Genomic DNA, 17,591 nt, shown 5'->3' with positions numbered 1-17,591 from the left:
AAATCTACTCAGGCACGTACAATCAGCTCGTAACCAGTATATTTACGAATATTGATAACACCAATATCAAAAATTAAATATTGCCCTTTAATACCTTGTAATACACCGCGAATTTTTGGTGTTTTATCTAGATTTAGAGACTTAATTTTTTCAGGATATTGTTCAACCGGATAAACAAACTCACGTGGCAATTCATTTTCTAGTAGTTCAACAGTTTCATTAAATTCAAGGTTTTGACTAAATTCTTCACGAATAGTTTGAATTTTAGGGGCGAACTCTTCGATTAATTGATCACGTTGTTCAACCATATTTAAAGGTTCAGCTTCACCCTTGAGGAGTTTTCGCCAATCTGTTTTATCAGCAATTAAAGAACCAAACATGGTTTCAAGCTGACCAGATAAACGGCGTGATCCAACTTTTAAAATAGGTAAGGCTTGGGTTGCACCTTGATCTAACCAACGACCTGGCATATGGCTAACACGAGTAATCCCCACTTTTAAAGCACTAGAGTTTGCCAAATATACAATATGAGGTTGGAAACACACATTATGGGCAAAGTCATCTTCACGACATGTACCTAAATGATAGTGACATGTTTCAGGTTTCATAATACAAAGGTCACATTCTGCTTTGGTCTTAAAACATTTAAAGCAGTGGCCTTGAGAATAAGACTTTGGTGTTTTAGTGCCACAAGAAGTGCAATAAATATTACCTGTCCATTCGATTTCTAGTTCTTGTCCTAAATTAAAAGGAAGATCAATTTCTGAACGGTCTAATACAAATTTGTATTCAACATTTGCCTTGGTTGTCTGTTGATCAGTTACACTAGCATCTTTTAGGCCTGCATGCATTTTATGGCAAATGCCTTGTAGTTCCATAAAGTTTAAACTCACATCTTTCAATTAAGGGTTGCAGTTATGGCTGAACAAAATGTCATCACTTCTATGCTAGACGATTTATCAAACGAACAGCCCATTCATACTGCACTTTGTATTGGCCAGAAAATTGACCAGAATAACGCAATTCAATGGCACTATTTTACCGTAACTGAGCTTTTAAGTCTGCCTTTTACTCAGCGTTATGACTTGGGTTTTGTATTGTTTGATACTGATGAAATGCAAAACATCAGCGATGTACAAAAATCACAATTATTAGTAAAGCTAAGAGATTTATTAGCGAAACGAATTGTAGTGGTAAGTAAACGCAGTGATGAGCAGTTATTACGTTCTTTAGGTTTTACTCAACTTATTGATAAAACTTCACATGAGAGTGATTTTGCTTTATGGCAATTTAATATATTGACTTATAAACATGTTCCAGACTGGTTTAATTCAAAGTTCTGGGCGAATCCGGAAAACTGGAATAAATTCCGCTGGTAAAAGGGCCTTAAATCTCTTTCAAAATTTAACAATTTGGTTTTTGCTGTCTTAACAAGAATCCGCGTATGCTCATGTATAAACCATACATAAGAGTTACACATGACTAATTTAAGCAACATTGTAGAAGTTTTGGCTAAACAGGCTTTAGGTGGGAATCAGCAAGCGTCAGGTCAAGGTGGTTTAGGTGGAATTTTAGGTTCAGTGCTCGGGCAAATGGGGGGCAATCCTTCTTCGGGCGCTCAAGGTGGCCTTGGAGGAGTATTAGGTTCTGTATTAGGGCAAGTGACTGGCAATAACAGTACACCTCAAACAGGTGGCGGCGTACAAAGTTTATTAATTGCAGTTGTGCCTTTAATTTTAGGTTGGGTACAGCAACAAGGTGGTTTACAAGCTGCATTAGAAAAGTTGAAAGGTGCGGGTTTAGGAAGTCAGGTTCAAAGTTGGGTTGATCCAAATCAAAGTAATAGCGAAGTTCCGACCCAACAGTTACAGAGCCTATTTAATCCGTCTGACATTGAACAAGTTGCCGAGCAAGCTCAAGCGCCAAAAGAACAAGTTTATGGTGCAATCGCTTCTGTCTTACCTCAGGTCATTGACTCTTTAACACCTCAAGGTGACAGTACTAATCATCAAGAAGCAAACCAAGATATTCAAAATGTCATGAATCTTGTAAGTGGTTTTTTAAAATAAGATATAAATCTTAAAAAAGCCGATAAGTTTTATATCGGCTTTTTTTACTCAGGACAAAAAATAAAAGGGCATAAGCCCTTTTATTTTAGATCTGAATCAAACATAACCGATTAGAAGTTATATTCGATACCAGTACCTACAACAGTTTGTTTGTCGTCTTCTTTAATCCAGTCGCGTTTTTGTTGAGCAACGATACCGTAGAAGCGAGCTTGTTTATTGATTTGGTAATCAAGACCTAAACCGTACAAGTCGATTTTACGATCTGATTGACCACTTACTTGTGTTTCAGCTGAAGCATATTCTGCTTTCACTTTAAGTTTAGTGTTAGGAATTTTATAAGCAGCTGTTACTGCATATGCTTCTTCTTCTAAACCACGGTAAGCTTTACCAGCTTTATCGATTGAACCATCTGATTTATATGATTGACCATATGCAGTCAAGTCATCAGTAGGTTCAGCGTGTTGCCATAAAGCACCTACTACAAAACCAGATTTAGCAATGTCATAAGAACCAGTTACACGGTAAGCATCTGTATAGACATCTTTTAGACCGTAAGCTGCATATTTACCTTTAATACCAAAGTCACCAGCAGCAGCAATTGCTAAACCGATATCTTTGTTTTCGTAACCAAGCGAAGTCGATACAGAGTCAAAGCTATCATTTTTGCTGTCTTTACCAGTTTCACCTTGTTTGCTATCAGAGGTGCTTTCACCAGTTTGAGCCATGATATTGAATGTTAAACCAGCTAATAATTTAGGGTCTAATTCAAAACCGATCACGTTGTCTAAACGGTTTTCACCATACATGATATTAGTAATATCTAAACGTGTATCGTCATTAAAGATGTCTTGGTTACCACCAGCAGCTGTTTTAAAATAAGAATCATACTTACCTACTTTTAATGTACCAACACCTTCAGTTTTTAAACCGATAAAACGGTTACGAGCACTAAGGTCAGTATCAGAACCTGAACCATCAGTAGAAATTGCCCATTCAGCTAAATAAACAGCAGATAACTTGTCAGTTAATTTCTCTTCGCCTTTTACCCCAATACGAGAAGAGTTTGAGTTAACTTCGGTAACGTCACTTTTACCATCGAAATTTTTATTATCAACTTGGTTAATAGAAACATTTAGTTTGCCATACAAAGTTGGCGCTGCTTGCACCGCGTTTACGCTCAAAGTTGCAACTGCGGCAGCGAGTAGCAATTTCTTCATTGAGATTTCTCCAAAAGGTATTTAAAAATGGCGTATGCCTAGCTAACTATTTATTTTGTAGTTGACTTATGTACAAAAAGTTACAAAAGCTCACCAACTTGCTAAGCAGTATCGGCAAATTTTGTGACAGAGAAGTGAAGAATAAATGACAGTTTTATGACGTTTAAAATTTAGAAATAAATTAGTTTTTTTCATTTTTTATAGTTTTTAGACGAAAAAAAGCGGAGCCTAAACTCCGCTTTAACCATCTAAAAATCAAAGAGCTGCTTTAATTTTTTCAGCTAATTCTTTAATTTTTTCTTGATCCCCTAACTCAACAGCATGGCGTCCAAGATGATGCACATTTGTTGGAATTAGGTGAAAATGAACATGTGGAACAGTTTGTCCTGCTGCTGCTCCAGAAAGTTGCATCAATACAATACCTTCCAAATTGAGTGCTTTTTCCATTGCCTTAGCAATCTTTTGAACAATTTGTATAGTATAGGCTGCTGCTTCAGCAGGTAAGTCCAGCAGTGTTACAGCAGGTGTTTTTGGAATAACTAATGTATGACCATCGGCTTGAGGCATAATATCCATAAAAGCTAGAACTTGATCATCTTCATAGACTTTTATCGCTGGAAGTTCTCCACGTAAAATTTTTGCGAAGATATTTTGATCATCATATGCCATGTATTATTCCTTTAAAATTATTTACATTTCAATTCTTTTTGACGTTCTTTAATAGCGTCAAGACGTTGTTGCTCTTTGTCAGAAAACTTTGGTTTTGTCGTATGACAGTTTTCATTACCATATTTTTCTTTAGCATCAGGATCTTTAAAACAAAAGCCTTTTGACGCATAAATCAAATTGTAATCATCTTGCAATTTTTGACATTCTTGCTCAGGTGTTGCAGCTTGTACGCCTAAACTAGCAATGCTCACCATGCCAGTAAAGACTGCAACCATAAATTTATTCATGAGCTTTTCCTCAGTTAAAGGTATGAACCTGTACTCAATATAAGGTTTCTTACCAATATTTCAATGACTATTAATTACTCAAGTGTCATTTTGGTTTGAATTTTGGGCAAAAAATGAATAAAATCTTTATATATCAGGGTTTTAAAAATAAACAATAAAAACAAAAACTTAACTAAATTTTTATATATCTTTCCATAATTTAACTACTATCTAATACCTTGTAATTGCTCATAATGAAGGAAATAGGGAGCTTGCTTCTATTAAATAAAAAATCAAAAAGTTCCTAGAAAAGCCATATTCATGACTCATCTTTTGCTGAAAAGACAGTTTTAGTTTGAATTTTGGTCAATGGAAAAGAAAGATATTAATGCCATGATCAAAGAACAAAGCGTGATAATTATCACATTTTGTATTTTAGGATTAGGTGGAATTCACTAGGCCCATTTATTTTAGACGGAAATGGGCTTCTCTTATTGAAACAGAGATAAAATTATTTTCGACTTTTATTTAAGATTAAAATTCACCTGAAAGATGTATTGATTTTACATATTTAAAGTCTTATTATATGGCCCATAATTGCTGCGTTTGATAGTTTTTTGTTTTTATAGCCTATTTCTCCAAATGAAATAGGCTTTTTTTATTAAAGTTATTTCAAATCATGAAAAATAGACGGTTTATAATGATAATGATCATACACGATATTGTATTTCTGTGATCAAATAGATGTATCACTTTCACAATTGCTCTGGTAGTTACTTTATAGCATCAGACCCTTACATATAGTAATAGTATATTCATCATACTTCCTTAAAGGATCTAGTCATTCGTTAAGACTAAATATTAAAGGAACAGGTGATGCCACAATTTTTACTAATTGCTGAAAGAGTTTATAAAAAATTTGAAGAGCAAAAGCTTTTCTCAGAGGATATGATCGAGCATTTGAATAGCTTAGTTAGTATTATTCGACTAGAGATAAAAGACACTTCATATAAACTAAAATATAACTTTATTGATTTTGAAGAATGTTTAAATAAGCCTGCAAAGGAATGTACAGTTAAACTCGATATCAGCTTAATGCCAATTTATAAGAATAAAAGTGAGTACATTATGTAGTTAGCGAGTTTTATCGAAAAAATTACTCTAGGTGGAAGAGAAAAGTTTCCACCGCTTACAAATAGTTTACTTCCGAGCTGTATAGTGACTAATCCTTATGTAACAAAACTGGAGCAGGCCAAGGCCTCTTCTGAAAAAAGTGCACAGATGATTGTAAATTACTTTAAATCATCCGATTATAAAAAAGTTAATAAAGTGCCTTCATAGTGAAAATAATAATTTTCTATTAAAACAATAATATTATTGGTAAATGCACTGTTATACGAGGGTTTATTCCACCCAAGCGAATAAAAGCAATAGATTGAATCATGACCTTATTCTTAAATTTGCGTTGATCGTTCGGTGAGCCATTTTGCTAGTTGTGGCCAGAACTCCAATGCACTTGCCTGACTCGACATGAGGCCCAAATGTCCGCCAGGGATGAGAGTAAACGTAACATCTTGGCTACTGGTTAACTGGCTTAATGGTTGAGCTGCATCAGCGGTAACCAGTTGATCACTACGACCCGCGCCCACTAAGAGAGAGCAGTCGATATTTTTTAATTCAATTTTTTTATCTTTTAACTCAATAAAGCCGCGCTTCAATGGATTTTGCAACCAAACATTGAACAACATGTCCTGATTAATTCCACCCGGGTAATCAATCATATTATTTAAAAAGCTACTTAGAGTGGCATGTTCTTCTACGAACTGAAGATCATTAAGATTTTTTAGTAGTTGAATATGACCATCGAACCAGCCTTTAGGGTCGAGAATTTTGAAACCTAAAGAATTTAAAATTCCTGGGCTATGAATCAGACGTTTTGGTAATCCGGAATAAATACGTTCTTGAATTTTTTTATTGCGACTAATCGCGTTGTTTATGGTTCGATAGAGTTTCCCAATATAGCCAGAAGCATAGCTGTCTATTGGACTACCAAGTACTATAAGGTTTTTAACATAATTTGGATGATTATGCGCTGTATATAAAGTGACGAATATACCTGCCATACTCCATCCGTGAAGCGAGATTTGTTCACTTCCAGAGTGTGTTCTGACAAGTTGTATGGCTTTAGGAATGAAATCTTCAATAAATGATAAAAAGTTAAGATGTCTGTCCTTAAACTTTAAACGGCCCCAATCTACCAAATAGACATCAAAACCAGCATTTTGGAAGTATTTAATAAGAGAACGATAAGGGTATAAATCATATATCGCCATATTAATAGCGAGTGGAGCAACAAATACCAAAGGTTCTTTAAATTGTTTTTGGTTAGCGGCGTAATAACGAATACGGGTTTGATTGAATTCACCAATCACTTCGAACGGAGTGCTTTGTGACAATACTAATGTCTGTGGGTGAAATAGTCGGGTAGAGAGGTGCTTGATTTGACTTTGTTCAGAGACAAGGGACTTTAAGCGTTTCATCTTGCTTTTACCAACTATTTACTAAAGTTGAATAAAGTCTAAGCGATAATTTTAAGGTTTACCTTGACCTTAAATACCCTAGACACTCAAAATGATGATAGTTTTTTAGTACATGACCAGTAAAGGCGAACATTTAATGAACCAGTCTGATGATTTAGAATACCAACTTGATACTTTAGCCATTCGTACCGGACATACTCGTAGTTTTGAAGGCGAACATGGCGAACCGATTTTTTTGACTTCATCATTTGTATATGAAAATGCGGCTGAAGCTGCAGCAAAATTTTCTGGTCAGGTTCAAGGAAATATCTATTCTCGTTTTACTAATCCGACTGTATCGATGTTCGAAAAACGTTTAGCAGCTTTAGATGGTGCTGAACGAGCTGTAGCGACGAGCTCTGGAATGGGCGCAATTTTGTCAGTTGCTATGGCATATCTAAAAGCGGGTGATCATGTTATTTGCTCAAGAGCAGTTTTTGGTTCAGTTGTTGCCTTATTTGAAAAATATATTGCCAAGTTCGGTGTAGACATTACATTTGTTGATTTATGTGATTTAGACGAATGGAAAAATGCTGTACGTCCTGAAACCAAACTTTTCTTTGTTGAGTCACCGTCTAACCCTCTAGCTGAGATTGCAGATATACAAGCGCTAGCAGATATCGCCCATGCGAATGGTGCATTACTTGCGGTTGATAACAGTTTCTGTACACCTGTTTTGCAGCAACCACTCAAATTTGGTGCGGATCTTGTGATTTACTCTGCGACTAAATACTTAGATGGCCAAGGCCGAGCATTAGGCGGTGCTGTTGTTGGTAATCATCAGTTGTTAGAAGAAGTTTTCGGTGTTGTTCGTACGCTTGGACCATCAATGAGCCCATTTAATGCATGGGTTTTCTTAAAAGGTCTAGAAACTTTACGTTTACGTATGAAAGCACACTGTGAGAGTGCTCAAATTCTTGCAGAATGGTTATCTAGTCATGAAAAGGTAGAGAAGGTTTACTACGCTGGTTTACCAGCTCATGAAGGTCATGAACTTGCTGCTAAACAGCAAAATGGCTTTGGCGGTATTGTATCCTTCGTTGTTAAAGGCGAGCGTGAAGGTGCTTGGAAGGTTATTGATAATACTAAGTTTATCTCGATTACAGGTAATCTAGGTGATGTGAAATCGACGATTACCCACCCAGCAACCACAACTCATGGCAAACTTTCTGTTGAAGCAAAAGAAGCTGCTGGTATTCAAGAAGGTCTAATTCGTGTTTCTGTGGGTCTAGAAGATATTAATGACATTATTGGTGATATCTCACGTGGGTTAGATTTAATCTAATTAAGTTATGTTTGTTATGGAAAAGCCACATACATTTTAATGTGGCTTTTTTGTGTTACTAATAAGCAACAATAGCAATAAAAAGTCTACGTTTTGTTATAAAACAGTCTAAAATTTCAACGTATAAAAGCTCTAAATTTAATAAAAATAACAAAGAGAGTATTTAGTCATGCTTAAACCAATAATTATTTTAGTTGCGATAGGGGCAATTGGTCTAGTTGGATATAGAGTATTTGCTCAAAAAGATGAACCAACACAGATGAGTGAAACTGTATTATTAATTAATGATGCAAACAAATCCGTTCAAAACGCTGATCTTTCAATAGAAAAAGCCAATACTTCTTTCAAGAATGTTCCTTTAAGTGAATATAAACCAAACAATAAAAGTCTACAGGCTGCCCAGTAACTTTTCTAAATTTTACTTTTTTCTACTCATCAAAAGTTTTCTATATAAACGCTTTTAGTCGATTGACCATAGAAAATAGTTTCATAGATACCAATAGAAAACATTGATTTATTGTGTCAGAATTACGGATTAATTTTGATTTAAACGTACTAGTCTCAATGATCTTGATGATCTATATGGGGAGTAGAAAGAGTTTAAGTTTTGCAGTGTTATGTGACTATCAATAATACTTGAAATATTTGATAGAGATACGGAGTTAGGTTTATGAATATCAATATGCTTATGCAGCAAGCGCAGCGCATGCAAAAAGATATGGAATCAAATATAAAAAAGGCTAAAGAAGAGCTTGCTCAAACTGAAGTACACGCTGAAGCGGGCGGTGGTTTGGTTAAAGTCACAATGACTGGCCGTTATATCGTAAAACGTATCGAAATTAATCCAGAATTACTTCAAGATGAACCAGACATGATTGAAGACTTAATTGCTGCTGCAGTAAATGATGCTGTACGTCAAGCAGAAGTGATTTCTGAAGAAAAAATGCAAAAAGCAAATTCTGGTATGGGTTTACCACCTGGCTTAGCCGGCATGTTCTAAGGAAATTCAGTGTTCAGCGATAGATTTGAACAACTCGTTCAAGCTTTACGTATATTGCCAAGCGTTGGTCCGAAGTCGGCTCAACGTATGGCTTTACATCTTTTGATGAAAAATCGAGAAGGGGCATTTGCATTAGCTCATGCTTTACATGAGGCTTCAAGTTATATACATGAATGTAATGTCTGCCATTCTCTAACTGAAAATGAAGTTTGTGATATTTGCGCCTCAACTGACCGAGATGATCAGTTATTGTGTGTGGTTGAATCACCAGCTGATGTGATGGCGATTGAGCAAAGCGGTAGCTTCCGTGGAAAATACCATGTTTTAGGTGGTCATCTTTCTCCATTAGATGGTATTGGTCCAGAAGAAATTGGTATTCCTTACCTAATTCAGCGTTTAAGCCAAGGTACTATTGAAGAAGTCATTCTGGCAACTAATGCGACTGTAGAAGGACAAGCGACAGCCCATTATTTGGTAGAGGCGACTAAACATTTACCAATACAAATGACGCGTATTGCTCAAGGTGTCCCTCAGGGTGGTGAACTCGAATACGTAGATAGCCATACTTTAAGTCAGGCAGTGCATAACCGCATGAGAATGAAATAAGCATTTCGATGCTTATTCCATTACTGAATGCGCTATTAATTTGATTAAATTTATTAATTGAATTCAGTTATTAAACATAAATATTATTTTGTCTTTTATTATTAAAGATAGTTTAAACAAGATATGAATATAAGCATGAAAAAGATCTTATAAATTTTAAATAAAGAACATTTGGAGATAAATTTAAAAAGTACAAATAAAAGATCAAAAAATTATCTATTTTCGAAAAATTGTTCAAAAATAGAGTATTCATAAAGGTTTAAGTGGCATTTTTCTGCTTCTATGTTATATATACCAGAGTTTAAAGCACTCTTTGCAATACTTGAGAAAGCATGTTTCAGTTTATCCAACAGCAAACCGAATTGGTTGATGTTCTTCAAAAAATGGATCAATGTTCAATATATGGACTTGATACAGAATTTATTAAGGTTGACACACTCTGGCCTAAACTTGGAGTATGCCAAGTCAATGTAAATGGTGATGTCTATCTGTTGGATGGTGTTTCATTAGATCTAAGCCAGTTTTGGAAAAAGATCTTCCTCGCACAGCAAAACATTTTTCATGCATGTGGAGAAGATATTGATTTAATCTATCATTATGCTGATCAAGAAGATTTGCTTAATGTGTTTGATACTCAAGTGGGTCTTTCTTTTTTAGGTCATGGCCTGCAAGTGAGTTACCAAAGTGCTTTAAAACTTTGTCTTGATATTGATATTGAAAAAGATCAAACCAGATCTGATTGGTTAGCTAGACCTTTATCGCCTCAACAACTTTGTTATGCTGCTAATGATGTTTTGTATCTAATGAAGTTAGCTCATCATATTCAAGAGCAGCTTAAGCAGAAAGGGCTTTATAATTATGTTCTTGAGGACTGTAGTAGTCTAACTAAAGAAATCATTAGTGAAACCCCTAATGAATTACTATATACAGATGTGGGAAATTATCGTCATTCACGTCGTCAGTTAATGCAATTACAAAATTTAAGTGAGTGGCGTGAATACATTGTAAAAGCAACGAATCAGCCGCGTAGTTTTATTCTTAGAAACTCAACTATGATTGATATGGTTGAAAAGAACCCACGCAATAGCTTTCAACTGTCGCAAGTGAAAGATATTCGTCCAAACGTAGTTCGCGAGTACGGCAAAACGATTTTAGAACTTCTTAAAGATTTACCAGTCGAAAGCAAATGGCCATCAAAGATTGCAAAACCATTTAAGGTTACGTCTAAAGAGACTTTAAATAAAATGGATATGGTGCTTGCTCATGCAATAAATGAGACTTCTATTTCTAAAGAAGTGTTGCTGAGAAAAAAATGGTTAAATGCCATTCATCAACATGTTCTATCTCAAGGGGATGAACAGGATTTACCTGACTATCTGTTAGGATGGCGTTATGAGTTATTAACTCAACCATTAATCCAGTTGTTTCAAGAAGAAAAACAAAGTTTATCTATTTAAAATGAATAGATAATTAGAAATTTAGAGGCTCATCATGTGATGAGCCTTTTAAATAAAGAATAATCGTTGTGTTAAGTTTTTAATTAGTTTTTATTTAAAAAAGGAGTTAATTTTAATATTTAAGTATATAAAAATAATATTTTTTGTAGATTATCTAAATAATTATTTAGTCTGATAAAATTCATAGAATAATGTAATAAAGTAAATATAATTTGAAAATTCAATAATGAATTAAATTAACTTATATCGTGAGAAAAATTCAATTGATTAAACATACAGGTCTGTATATTCTTGGATTTAAGAAAAACAATTTCAACTTATATAATATATAACTATAAGTTTGTTTCGGTGCAGAAATGAAAAGCCTACCCAATAGGGTAGGCTTTTTTATTTTTACTGATTTAACTTATTTTAAATTTAAGTATTTATTGCTCTAGATTTTACGCAAATGAATGAGCAAGTTCGGACACAACTTCTTCAGCTTTTTGAAAAGCATTTTCTAATGATTTTATATGCCTTTGATCTCCAAACTCTTGATATTCAGAAGTAATCTCGTAAATTTTTTCTACGCCTAAATATTTACTCAAAGTACGAATATGTGGCACAAGATGGCTCATATCATGTCGAATTCCATCTTTCTCAAACCCAAATTCACCGCTGGAAGTGATAATAATTAAAATTTTTCTAGATAAAATAGGCTGTAAGGGAAAGTCTCCCCGAGCAAGGTCAAAATCAAAGGTTTTATTGATCCGAATAATTTGATCAAACCATGCTTTCAGTTGAGCAGGCATACCGTAATTGTACATAGGCGAAGAAATTACAAGAATATCTGAGTTCGAGACTTCAGCTATTAATTGATCTGATATAGATAAAACATTGCGCTGAGCTTCAGTTCTTTTATTATCAGGTGTGAACACAGCATCAATCCAGTCTTGATTAATAAAGGGTGGTGGATTCATTCCTACATCACGATAAATATATTCATCTATAGGCAGTTGTTGTTTCCATGAGTTGATCAACCGATTAGCAATATTTTTTGAAATCGAATTATGATTTGGGTTAGCGTTAACCGCAGCTCTGACGCTAGCATCTATATGTAATATTTTACTCATCATTAATTCCAGAAAGGTTAGGATTTAATTTATTTTGAGTTTTAAAACATAAGTAGACAAACGAGAAAATTACAATTATAGATGATTTTAGTTCATCTATAATTGTAAATGGGGAGGAGACATGCAAGTTTCTTTGCAAGCACTTAAAGCATTTGAATCAGCCGCTCGATTGGGTAGTTTTAAATTGGCTGCTGAAGAACTCTCGCTTACACCGACTGCAATTTCACATCATGTTGCGAATCTAGAAAGCAGATTAAATGTTGATTTGTTTCATCGACAGGTAAGGAAAATAACCCTTACAACGACAGGGCAAAGACTTGCTGGAGCAATTTCTGAAGGATTTCGTAAAATTGAAGATGCACTAGATGAAATAACAGTAAATGGAAACATAGTAAGAGTCGCTAGTACTTCTTCACTAGCTGCAATGCTGCTAATTCCTTCAATAAATGAATTTTATCAATTGTACCCCGATATCTCTGTTGAGTTTTCTACAGGTGAAACTTTAGATAATCACTTATATACATTACCTATTCGTTATGGTGACGTATCTTTTGTCCCGTCTCAAGATATTGTTAAATATGAGTCTTTTAATGTATTTGGTTCATCCAAACTTGATCTGCTTAAATGTTCTAGTGAACCAATAACTTTATTTACGACAGAATGGAAAAATAAGGCATTACCAAGCCCACCACTAGAGGCTTGGCTTGAGGAAAATGAATGGAACCCAAAGAAGGTGATAATTAAGAAATTTGATCAGGAAATTTTTGGGATACATGAGGCTTTATCTGCCAATGGATTAGTATTTTGTTCTACTACACTTTCCCAAAGGTTAGTTAAGGCGAATCTTTTACGGGAGTTTAAAACTAAAGCTGTTCAATCAAAGCTGTGTTACTACATTCCAAATAAGGAGGATCTTAAAAATAGAAATGCCAGAAAATTTATCGAATGGGTAGAAAGTTTATTCAATCAATAAACCTATATCTCTGATTGGTTTTAACTACACAACACTAAAACTTATATAGCGTTTTTATGATATAAAATTAGATAAATTAATAATTAGAGAGATAAATATGCTTAACAACTTTAATGCTGAACAAGCTCGTCAAAATGCTAAAAACTTTAAAATAAATCAAGACGTCATATTGGAAAAAATTTTAACTGGTACTGAGTCTGAATCTAAGGAGGGGAAACGAAAAACAACTTTCTGGTTTCCTGTTGATGTTATAAGTCCTGATCATCTTACATTGGTTGAAGAGGAACTTAGAAGTAGAGGTTTTAATGTCTCAACTGATATTGAGCACTCTGGTACCACGATTACAATTGAAATAAGCTTCTAATGAATGATTGTTTTAACTAAACCACTCTTAAAAAAGAGTGGTTTTTTACTGTATGTTTTTCCATGATTTAAATGAAGTTAAATATAAATTTATTTACAATTAAATTTATATTAATCAGGATTTTATTTGACAGGTTCTATCTTGTTCTGTAGCTTTACTTTTTGAGTGGAATATGGATATGAACTTCCAAACAATACTTTTATCTTTCAAAAATCAATCTACTGGTACAGATGCATTTAAAGACTTAAAAAATGCATGTGAGCAGTCACTTAAAGAATCTCAAGATACAAAAGAAAAAGCAGCAGTTTACCTAATCTACGGTTTCGCACGTAGTTATGTAATCTTATATGAAGATGAAGCTGTAACGACAGAATTTGCCCATACCTCTAAAACTCAACTCATCGCTTATATGGAAAGTCTTAATGAGGCTTTATTAAGTCAAGATGATAGCGCTATTTTGACTGCCTTAAATCAAGTAAGCGATGACTATATAAAAAGCTCTCGCGTCTTCTAGAAAAAAATTAACACGTCCTTAAATAAAAAATACTTCTTTAGTTTGGGCTAAAGAAGTATTTATTTTTATATATTAATGGGACTTTTTCTTACCGCCACCATCTTGCTTATTGACGGTAGACCATGCAATTCGTTCGGCTTCTTCTTGAGAATGGCCTCTATCTACTTCACTCTCAACAATATGTTTGGCCTGACGTTTTTGCTTGGCTGTATAAGCAGTTTTATCACCACGAGGCATAATTTCATCCTCCATATCTATGAACAAGATACTTAATATTTAAACATGTTGAAAATTTAAACCAGTTAAGTAATGTCTCCCAATGTATATTGAGTGCTTAGAAATTTTACTCAAATGTGAATTTAAAAAGGTAATACCTGATTGTAATATGATAAATTTCATAGAATTAAATCGTGAAATTATTAAAGATAGATCACAAAAAGTACTCAGTAACGAACATTTTTTCTTTTTTCCTAAAAATTGTTTTATTTTATTAAAGTTGAAAATTATATTTAATTATTTAAAATCAAATGTTTATTAATTTTATATGGAACCTTGTTTTTAACAGGAACAAAGTTATTATCGACCTTAATCATTGTTGTAGGTTAATATTTCTCAAGAATTAAAAAAACGACTGATGCGTAAACAAACCTGCGTGTGTGAGTCGTTTTTTTTCATGTATGCTGTCCTTAGTTCAAGAGTTGATTTGAAATGCACTGTGATATTTATAGATCGAGCAAAAAAGATGAAATGTACATGTATATTGCTCGTCCAAACTATCCTGACAATACGGAACAAGCTGATCCGTTTGAAAATGTTCCTGAAGCTGTTTTACAAGCGTTTGGTCGTGCAACGTTTGTCATGCATTTAGAGTTGGCTCCAACACGTAAATTGGCGCGTGTTAATGTTTTACATGTTTTAGACTCATTACAAACAAAAGGTTTCTTTATTCAGATGCCGCCAGAAGGGTTAATTAACCCGAATGCAGTTGAACCAGAGGGCTTACGTGGTGCGTGAAGATCAAACTGGAATAATGAATCAATTATTCTCTTTTTTGGATGTTATTCCTGAAGGTGTTATTGCTTTAACAGCTTATGGAATAGGCGCTATTATTGCTTTGTGGTGTTGGTGGCGATTAATGCGCCGTCTTCCTACCACCTTTGGTGCAATTAGCTGGCTGATTGTATTTGCTATTTTAGTTACACCAACAGTGTCTGAAGGACCGAATGCATCTGTAGCACCTGCTATTTTTGGACTCCTTTTTGGTGTTTTAACTAAAGATAGTCCGTTGATTTGGTCAAATTTATCTTTAATTCTGTTTGTAGTTGGTCTAGGTTTGGTAATTGGATATTGTTGGTCAAAATATTCAACAAACAAAAGCATGCGTTCCATCTAACCATTGAAATAGAAAAATAAGGTCTTTACATGTCTGCTGATACCCAACATTTTACCGGTACAGATCAATATATCGCGACTGATAGTCTTAAGCTTGCTATAAAAGCAGCTCGTGCTTTGCAAAAGCCTTTACTGATTAAGGGTGAACCGGGCACGGGTAAAACTTTACTTGCTGAACAAGTAGCACAAAGTTTAGGTTTAAAACTGATTACTTGGCATATCAAATCTACAACTAAAGCACAGCAAGGGTTGTATGAATATGATGCAGTTTCTCGTTTAAGAGATAGCCAGTTAGGTGATGACCGAGTTTACGATATTAAGAACTATATTAAACCCGGTAAATTGTGGGAAGCTTTCACCAGTGAAGAGCGTTGCGTATTATTAATTGATGAAATTGATAAGGCCGATATCGAGTTTCCAAATGACTTGTTGCATGAACTCGATAAAATGTCTTTTTATGTTTATGAAACGAATGAAACAATTACGGCAACGCAACGCCCAATTGTAATTATTACTTCAAATAATGAAAAAGAATTACCAGATGCATTCTTGCGTCGTTGCTTCTTCCACTATATTGAGTTTCCAGATGAAGCCACAATGCGAGAAATCATTGCGGTTCATTTCCCAAATATCTCTGCAACACTAGTAAACGAAGCTTTACAGGTTTTCTTTAAACTACGTGAAATTCCTAATTTGAAGAAACCACCATCAACCTCTGAGTTAATTGATTGGTTAAGCTTGCTCATGGCAGATGATATGCCTGAAGATGTATTACGTAATCGAGATACCTCTAAAGCTATTCCACCTTTATATGGTGCTCTCATCAAAAACGAGCAAGATGTACAACTTCTCGAACGCTTGGCTTTCATGTCTCGACGTTAAGGGAGGAAGTAACCCATGTTTGTGCGGTTATTTTACACCTTACGTAAATATGGTGTTCCAGTTACCACTCGTGAACTCATTGATCTAAACCGTGCGGTGAGTGAAGGTTTGGTTTTTGCTGACCAAGAAGAGTTCTATCAGCTTGCTAAAACTATTTTAGTTAAAGATGAGCGATTTTTTGATAAGTTTGATCGTGCCATGAAAGATTACTTTGATGGTATTGAAACTTTTGATATCGATGAGTTGCTTAAGCAAGTTCATAAATTACCAAAAGACTGGTTCGATTTAGAACTTCTCGAAAAGCATTTAACCCCAGAGCAAAGAGCTGAACTTCAAAAAGCAGGTTCTTTAGAAGAACTGATGAAGATGCTAGAAGAGCGTTTACGCGAACAGCATAAGAAACACCAAGGTGGTAACCGTATGGTTGGCACAGGTGGAACTTCACCTTTTGGAGCTTTTGGTGACCATCCAGAAGGAGTCAGAATTGGTGGGCCGGGGCGTAAACGTTCGGCGGTTAAAGTCTGGGAACAACGGAAATACCAAAATCTAGATGACGACCAAGTTCTTGGAACTCGTCAGATGCAAATTGCGTTACGACGTTTACGCAAATTTGCTCGCCAAGGCGCAGCTGAAGAGTTAGACGTTGATGGAACTATTCGAGAAACAGCCAAACAAGGTATCTTGGATGTTCAGATGGTGCCAGAGCGTCGCAATCGAATCAAAGTACTCATGTTGTTTGATGTGGGTGGTTCGATGGATGCACACATTGCCCAATGTGAAAAGCTTTTCAGCGCAGCTAAAACCGAATTCAAAACGCTTGAATACTTTTATTTTCATAACTGTCTATATGACTATGTTTGGAAAGATAACTACCGAAGAACAGCAACCCGCATGAATACATGGGATCTGTTCCATACTTACGGACGCGACTATCGTGTAATTGTCGTAGGTGATGCCAGTATGGCACCGTATGAGCTGAAATCGGTAGGTGGCTCGGTTGAATATATGAATGATGAAACAGGTGAAGTTTGGTTACGTCGCCTACGTCAACATTTTGATAAAACAGCATGGTTAAACCCCGAAACTGAAGGGTATTGGCATTACACTCAAACCATTGGTTGGATTAAAGAGATTTTTGAGAACCATATGTATCCAATGACTCTAAAAGGCGTTGAGGATTTGACGCGTTACCTTTCTCGATAAACT

Annotated in this window: 21 protein-coding genes and 1 pseudogene; 15 read left to right on the top strand and 7 right to left on the bottom strand. The window is 35.0% G+C overall.

The annotated features are described in order from the left end of the window. Positions 1-8: 8 nt before the first annotated feature. Positions 9-878 (bottom strand): DUF2797 domain-containing protein, encoded by an 870-nt coding sequence (locus tag AC52J8_RS09525; RefSeq protein WP_057070772.1) that lies wholly within the window; start codon positions 876-878, stop codon positions 9-11. 39 nt (positions 879-917) lie between these two features. On the opposite strand from AC52J8_RS09525, the gene AC52J8_RS09520 reads away from it, so the two are divergent. Both AC52J8_RS09520 and AC52J8_RS09515 read left to right on the top strand, forming a co-directional pair. After that, positions 918-1,379, top strand: a complete 462-nt coding sequence (locus AC52J8_RS09520; RefSeq protein WP_086398982.1) for a DUF6231 family protein — start codon at positions 918-920, stop codon at positions 1,377-1,379. Positions 1,380-1,478: 99 nt separating this feature from the next. Beyond that, positions 1,479-2,069, top strand: a complete 591-nt coding sequence (locus AC52J8_RS09515; protein WP_086398983.1) for a YidB family protein — start codon at positions 1,479-1,481, stop codon at positions 2,067-2,069. Positions 2,070-2,179: 110 nt separating this feature from the next. On the opposite strand, the gene AC52J8_RS09510 is transcribed toward AC52J8_RS09515, so the two are convergent. The 3 genes from AC52J8_RS09510 to AC52J8_RS09500 form a co-directional block, all read right to left on the bottom strand. Then, positions 2,180-3,286 carry a porin gene (locus AC52J8_RS09510; protein WP_068611319.1) on the bottom strand — a complete coding sequence of 369 codons (1,107 nt, stop codon included), beginning with the start codon at positions 3,284-3,286 and terminating at the stop codon, positions 2,180-2,182. A 255-nt stretch (positions 3,287-3,541) separates the two neighbouring features. Then, complete coding sequence (locus AC52J8_RS09505) at positions 3,542-3,955, bottom strand: HIT family protein (protein WP_005069390.1); 414 nt, start codon at positions 3,953-3,955, stop codon at positions 3,542-3,544. A gap of 17 nt (positions 3,956-3,972) precedes the next feature. Continuing rightward, positions 3,973-4,242, bottom strand: a complete 270-nt coding sequence (locus AC52J8_RS09500) for a YARHG domain-containing protein (RefSeq protein WP_002122146.1) — start codon at positions 4,240-4,242, stop codon at positions 3,973-3,975. 855 nt (positions 4,243-5,097) lie between these two features. On the opposite strand from AC52J8_RS09500, the pseudogene AC52J8_RS09495 reads away from it, so the two are divergent. Further along, positions 5,098-5,562 (top strand): annotated as a pseudogene (locus AC52J8_RS09495) (hypothetical protein). Between the two features lie 113 nt (positions 5,563-5,675). Here AC52J8_RS09495 and AC52J8_RS09490 read toward each other — a convergent pair. Further along, positions 5,676-6,761, bottom strand: coding sequence for an alpha/beta fold hydrolase (locus AC52J8_RS09490; RefSeq protein ID WP_086398984.1), 1,086 nt, complete (start codon positions 6,759-6,761; stop codon positions 5,676-5,678). A 136-nt stretch (positions 6,762-6,897) separates the two neighbouring features. Between AC52J8_RS09490 and AC52J8_RS09485 the strand changes: the two genes are divergently transcribed. From AC52J8_RS09485 to AC52J8_RS09465, 5 genes are all read left to right on the top strand, one after another. After that, a complete protein-coding gene (locus tag AC52J8_RS09485; protein ID WP_197738918.1) occupies positions 6,898-8,085 on the top strand; it encodes an O-succinylhomoserine sulfhydrylase in 1,188 nt (395 codons plus the stop codon). Between the two features lie 169 nt (positions 8,086-8,254). Then, the gene (locus AC52J8_RS09480) at positions 8,255-8,491 is read left to right on the top strand and encodes a hypothetical protein (RefSeq protein WP_086398986.1); all 237 of its coding nucleotides are present in this window, start codon (positions 8,255-8,257) and stop codon (positions 8,489-8,491) included. Between the two features lie 264 nt (positions 8,492-8,755). Beyond that, a complete protein-coding gene (locus AC52J8_RS09475) occupies positions 8,756-9,085 on the top strand; it encodes a YbaB/EbfC family nucleoid-associated protein (RefSeq protein ID WP_002113538.1) in 330 nt (109 codons plus the stop codon). Positions 9,086-9,094: 9 nt separating this feature from the next. Then, the gene (gene recR, locus AC52J8_RS09470; RefSeq protein WP_086398987.1) at positions 9,095-9,691 is read left to right on the top strand and encodes a recombination mediator RecR; all 597 of its coding nucleotides are present in this window, start codon (positions 9,095-9,097) and stop codon (positions 9,689-9,691) included. A gap of 332 nt (positions 9,692-10,023) precedes the next feature. Beyond that, entirely contained in the window at positions 10,024-11,148 is a 1,125-nt protein-coding gene (locus AC52J8_RS09465; protein WP_086398988.1) for a ribonuclease D, read from the top strand. A gap of 440 nt (positions 11,149-11,588) precedes the next feature. Here AC52J8_RS09465 and AC52J8_RS09460 read toward each other — a convergent pair whose 3' ends face one another. Then, complete coding sequence (locus AC52J8_RS09460; RefSeq protein ID WP_086398989.1) at positions 11,589-12,263, bottom strand: FMN-dependent NADH-azoreductase; 675 nt, start codon at positions 12,261-12,263, stop codon at positions 11,589-11,591. 118 nt (positions 12,264-12,381) lie between these two features. Here AC52J8_RS09460 and AC52J8_RS09455 point away from each other — a divergent pair, with 118 nt between their 5' ends. The 3 genes from AC52J8_RS09455 to AC52J8_RS09445 all read left to right on the top strand — a co-directional run bounded on the left by AC52J8_RS09455 (position 12,382) and on the right by AC52J8_RS09445 (position 14,111). Continuing rightward, a complete protein-coding gene (locus tag AC52J8_RS09455) occupies positions 12,382-13,233 on the top strand; it encodes a LysR family transcriptional regulator (RefSeq protein ID WP_057086217.1) in 852 nt (283 codons plus the stop codon). Positions 13,234-13,330: 97 nt separating this feature from the next. Next, positions 13,331-13,597: a hypothetical protein gene (locus AC52J8_RS09450; RefSeq protein ID WP_086398991.1), complete on the top strand. Its 267-nt coding sequence runs from the start codon at positions 13,331-13,333 to the stop codon at positions 13,595-13,597. Positions 13,598-13,775: 178 nt separating this feature from the next. Beyond that, positions 13,776-14,111 carry a hypothetical protein gene (locus AC52J8_RS09445; protein ID WP_032062316.1) on the top strand — a complete coding sequence of 112 codons (336 nt, stop codon included), beginning with the start codon at positions 13,776-13,778 and terminating at the stop codon, positions 14,109-14,111. A 72-nt stretch (positions 14,112-14,183) separates the two neighbouring features. Here the strand turns inward: AC52J8_RS09445 and AC52J8_RS09440 are convergent, their stop codons facing one another. Continuing rightward, positions 14,184-14,348 (bottom strand): hypothetical protein, encoded by a 165-nt coding sequence (locus AC52J8_RS09440; RefSeq protein WP_002113596.1) that lies wholly within the window; start codon positions 14,346-14,348, stop codon positions 14,184-14,186. Positions 14,349-14,864: 516 nt separating this feature from the next. Here AC52J8_RS09440 and AC52J8_RS09435 point away from each other — a divergent pair. From AC52J8_RS09435 to AC52J8_RS09420, 4 genes are read left to right on the top strand one after another with little or no spacing between them, the layout of a single operon-like run. Continuing rightward, positions 14,865-15,125, top strand: coding sequence for a YcgL domain-containing protein (locus tag AC52J8_RS09435; RefSeq protein WP_002113722.1), 261 nt, complete (start codon positions 14,865-14,867; stop codon positions 15,123-15,125). After that, positions 15,118-15,504, top strand: coding sequence for a hypothetical protein (locus AC52J8_RS09430; protein WP_002113949.1), 387 nt, complete (start codon positions 15,118-15,120; stop codon positions 15,502-15,504). The genes AC52J8_RS09435 and AC52J8_RS09430 overlap by 8 nt, the downstream gene beginning before the upstream one ends. Before the next feature lie 29 nt (positions 15,505-15,533). Next, positions 15,534-16,385: an AAA family ATPase gene (locus AC52J8_RS09425; RefSeq protein WP_086398992.1), complete on the top strand. Its 852-nt coding sequence runs from the start codon at positions 15,534-15,536 to the stop codon at positions 16,383-16,385. A 15-nt stretch (positions 16,386-16,400) separates the two neighbouring features. Continuing rightward, positions 16,401-17,588 carry a vWA domain-containing protein gene (locus AC52J8_RS09420; protein WP_086398993.1) on the top strand — a complete coding sequence of 396 codons (1,188 nt, stop codon included), beginning with the start codon at positions 16,401-16,403 and terminating at the stop codon, positions 17,586-17,588. The last annotated feature ends 3 nt before the right edge of the window (positions 17,589-17,591 follow it).

It is taken from the genome of Acinetobacter sp. S-1 (assembly GCF_059579785.1).
Note: the sequence above shows the minus strand (reverse complement) of the source record. Positions and strands in the feature narration are given on the sequence as shown.

Excerpts from the sequence above, each read along its gene's own strand:
- AC52J8_RS09485 (WP_197738918.1), top strand. The coding sequence starts at position 6,898 with ATGAACCAGTCTGATGATTTAGAATACCAACTTGATACTTTAGCCATT.
- AC52J8_RS09450 (WP_086398991.1), top strand. The coding sequence starts at position 13,331 with ATGCTTAACAACTTTAATGCTGAACAAGCTCGTCAAAATGCTAAAAAC.
- AC52J8_RS09510 (WP_068611319.1), bottom strand. The coding sequence starts at position 3,286 with ATGAAGAAATTGCTACTCGCTGCCGCAGTTGCAACTTTGAGCGTAAAC.
- AC52J8_RS09420 (WP_086398993.1), top strand. The coding sequence starts at position 16,401 with ATGTTTGTGCGGTTATTTTACACCTTACGTAAATATGGTGTTCCAGTT.
- AC52J8_RS09435 (WP_002113722.1), top strand. The coding sequence starts at position 14,865 with ATGTATATTGCTCGTCCAAACTATCCTGACAATACGGAACAAGCTGAT.
- AC52J8_RS09480 (WP_086398986.1), top strand. The coding sequence starts at position 8,255 with ATGCTTAAACCAATAATTATTTTAGTTGCGATAGGGGCAATTGGTCTA.
- AC52J8_RS09460 (WP_086398989.1), bottom strand. The coding sequence starts at position 12,263 with ATGATGAGTAAAATATTACATATAGATGCTAGCGTCAGAGCTGCGGTT.
- AC52J8_RS09525 (WP_057070772.1), bottom strand. The coding sequence starts at position 878 with ATGGAACTACAAGGCATTTGCCATAAAATGCATGCAGGCCTAAAAGAT.
- AC52J8_RS09425 (WP_086398992.1), top strand. The coding sequence starts at position 15,534 with ATGTCTGCTGATACCCAACATTTTACCGGTACAGATCAATATATCGCG.
- AC52J8_RS09455 (WP_057086217.1), top strand. The coding sequence starts at position 12,382 with ATGCAAGTTTCTTTGCAAGCACTTAAAGCATTTGAATCAGCCGCTCGA.
- AC52J8_RS09515 (WP_086398983.1), top strand. The coding sequence starts at position 1,479 with ATGACTAATTTAAGCAACATTGTAGAAGTTTTGGCTAAACAGGCTTTA.
- AC52J8_RS09440 (WP_002113596.1), bottom strand. The coding sequence starts at position 14,348 with ATGCCTCGTGGTGATAAAACTGCTTATACAGCCAAGCAAAAACGTCAG.
- AC52J8_RS09465 (WP_086398988.1), top strand. The coding sequence starts at position 10,024 with ATGTTTCAGTTTATCCAACAGCAAACCGAATTGGTTGATGTTCTTCAA.
- AC52J8_RS09500 (WP_002122146.1), bottom strand. The coding sequence starts at position 4,242 with ATGAATAAATTTATGGTTGCAGTCTTTACTGGCATGGTGAGCATTGCT.
- AC52J8_RS09490 (WP_086398984.1), bottom strand. The coding sequence starts at position 6,761 with ATGAAACGCTTAAAGTCCCTTGTCTCTGAACAAAGTCAAATCAAGCAC.
- AC52J8_RS09445 (WP_032062316.1), top strand. The coding sequence starts at position 13,776 with ATGAACTTCCAAACAATACTTTTATCTTTCAAAAATCAATCTACTGGT.
- AC52J8_RS09520 (WP_086398982.1), top strand. The coding sequence starts at position 918 with ATGGCTGAACAAAATGTCATCACTTCTATGCTAGACGATTTATCAAAC.
- AC52J8_RS09475 (WP_002113538.1), top strand. The coding sequence starts at position 8,756 with ATGAATATCAATATGCTTATGCAGCAAGCGCAGCGCATGCAAAAAGAT.
- AC52J8_RS09505 (WP_005069390.1), bottom strand. The coding sequence starts at position 3,955 with ATGGCATATGATGATCAAAATATCTTCGCAAAAATTTTACGTGGAGAA.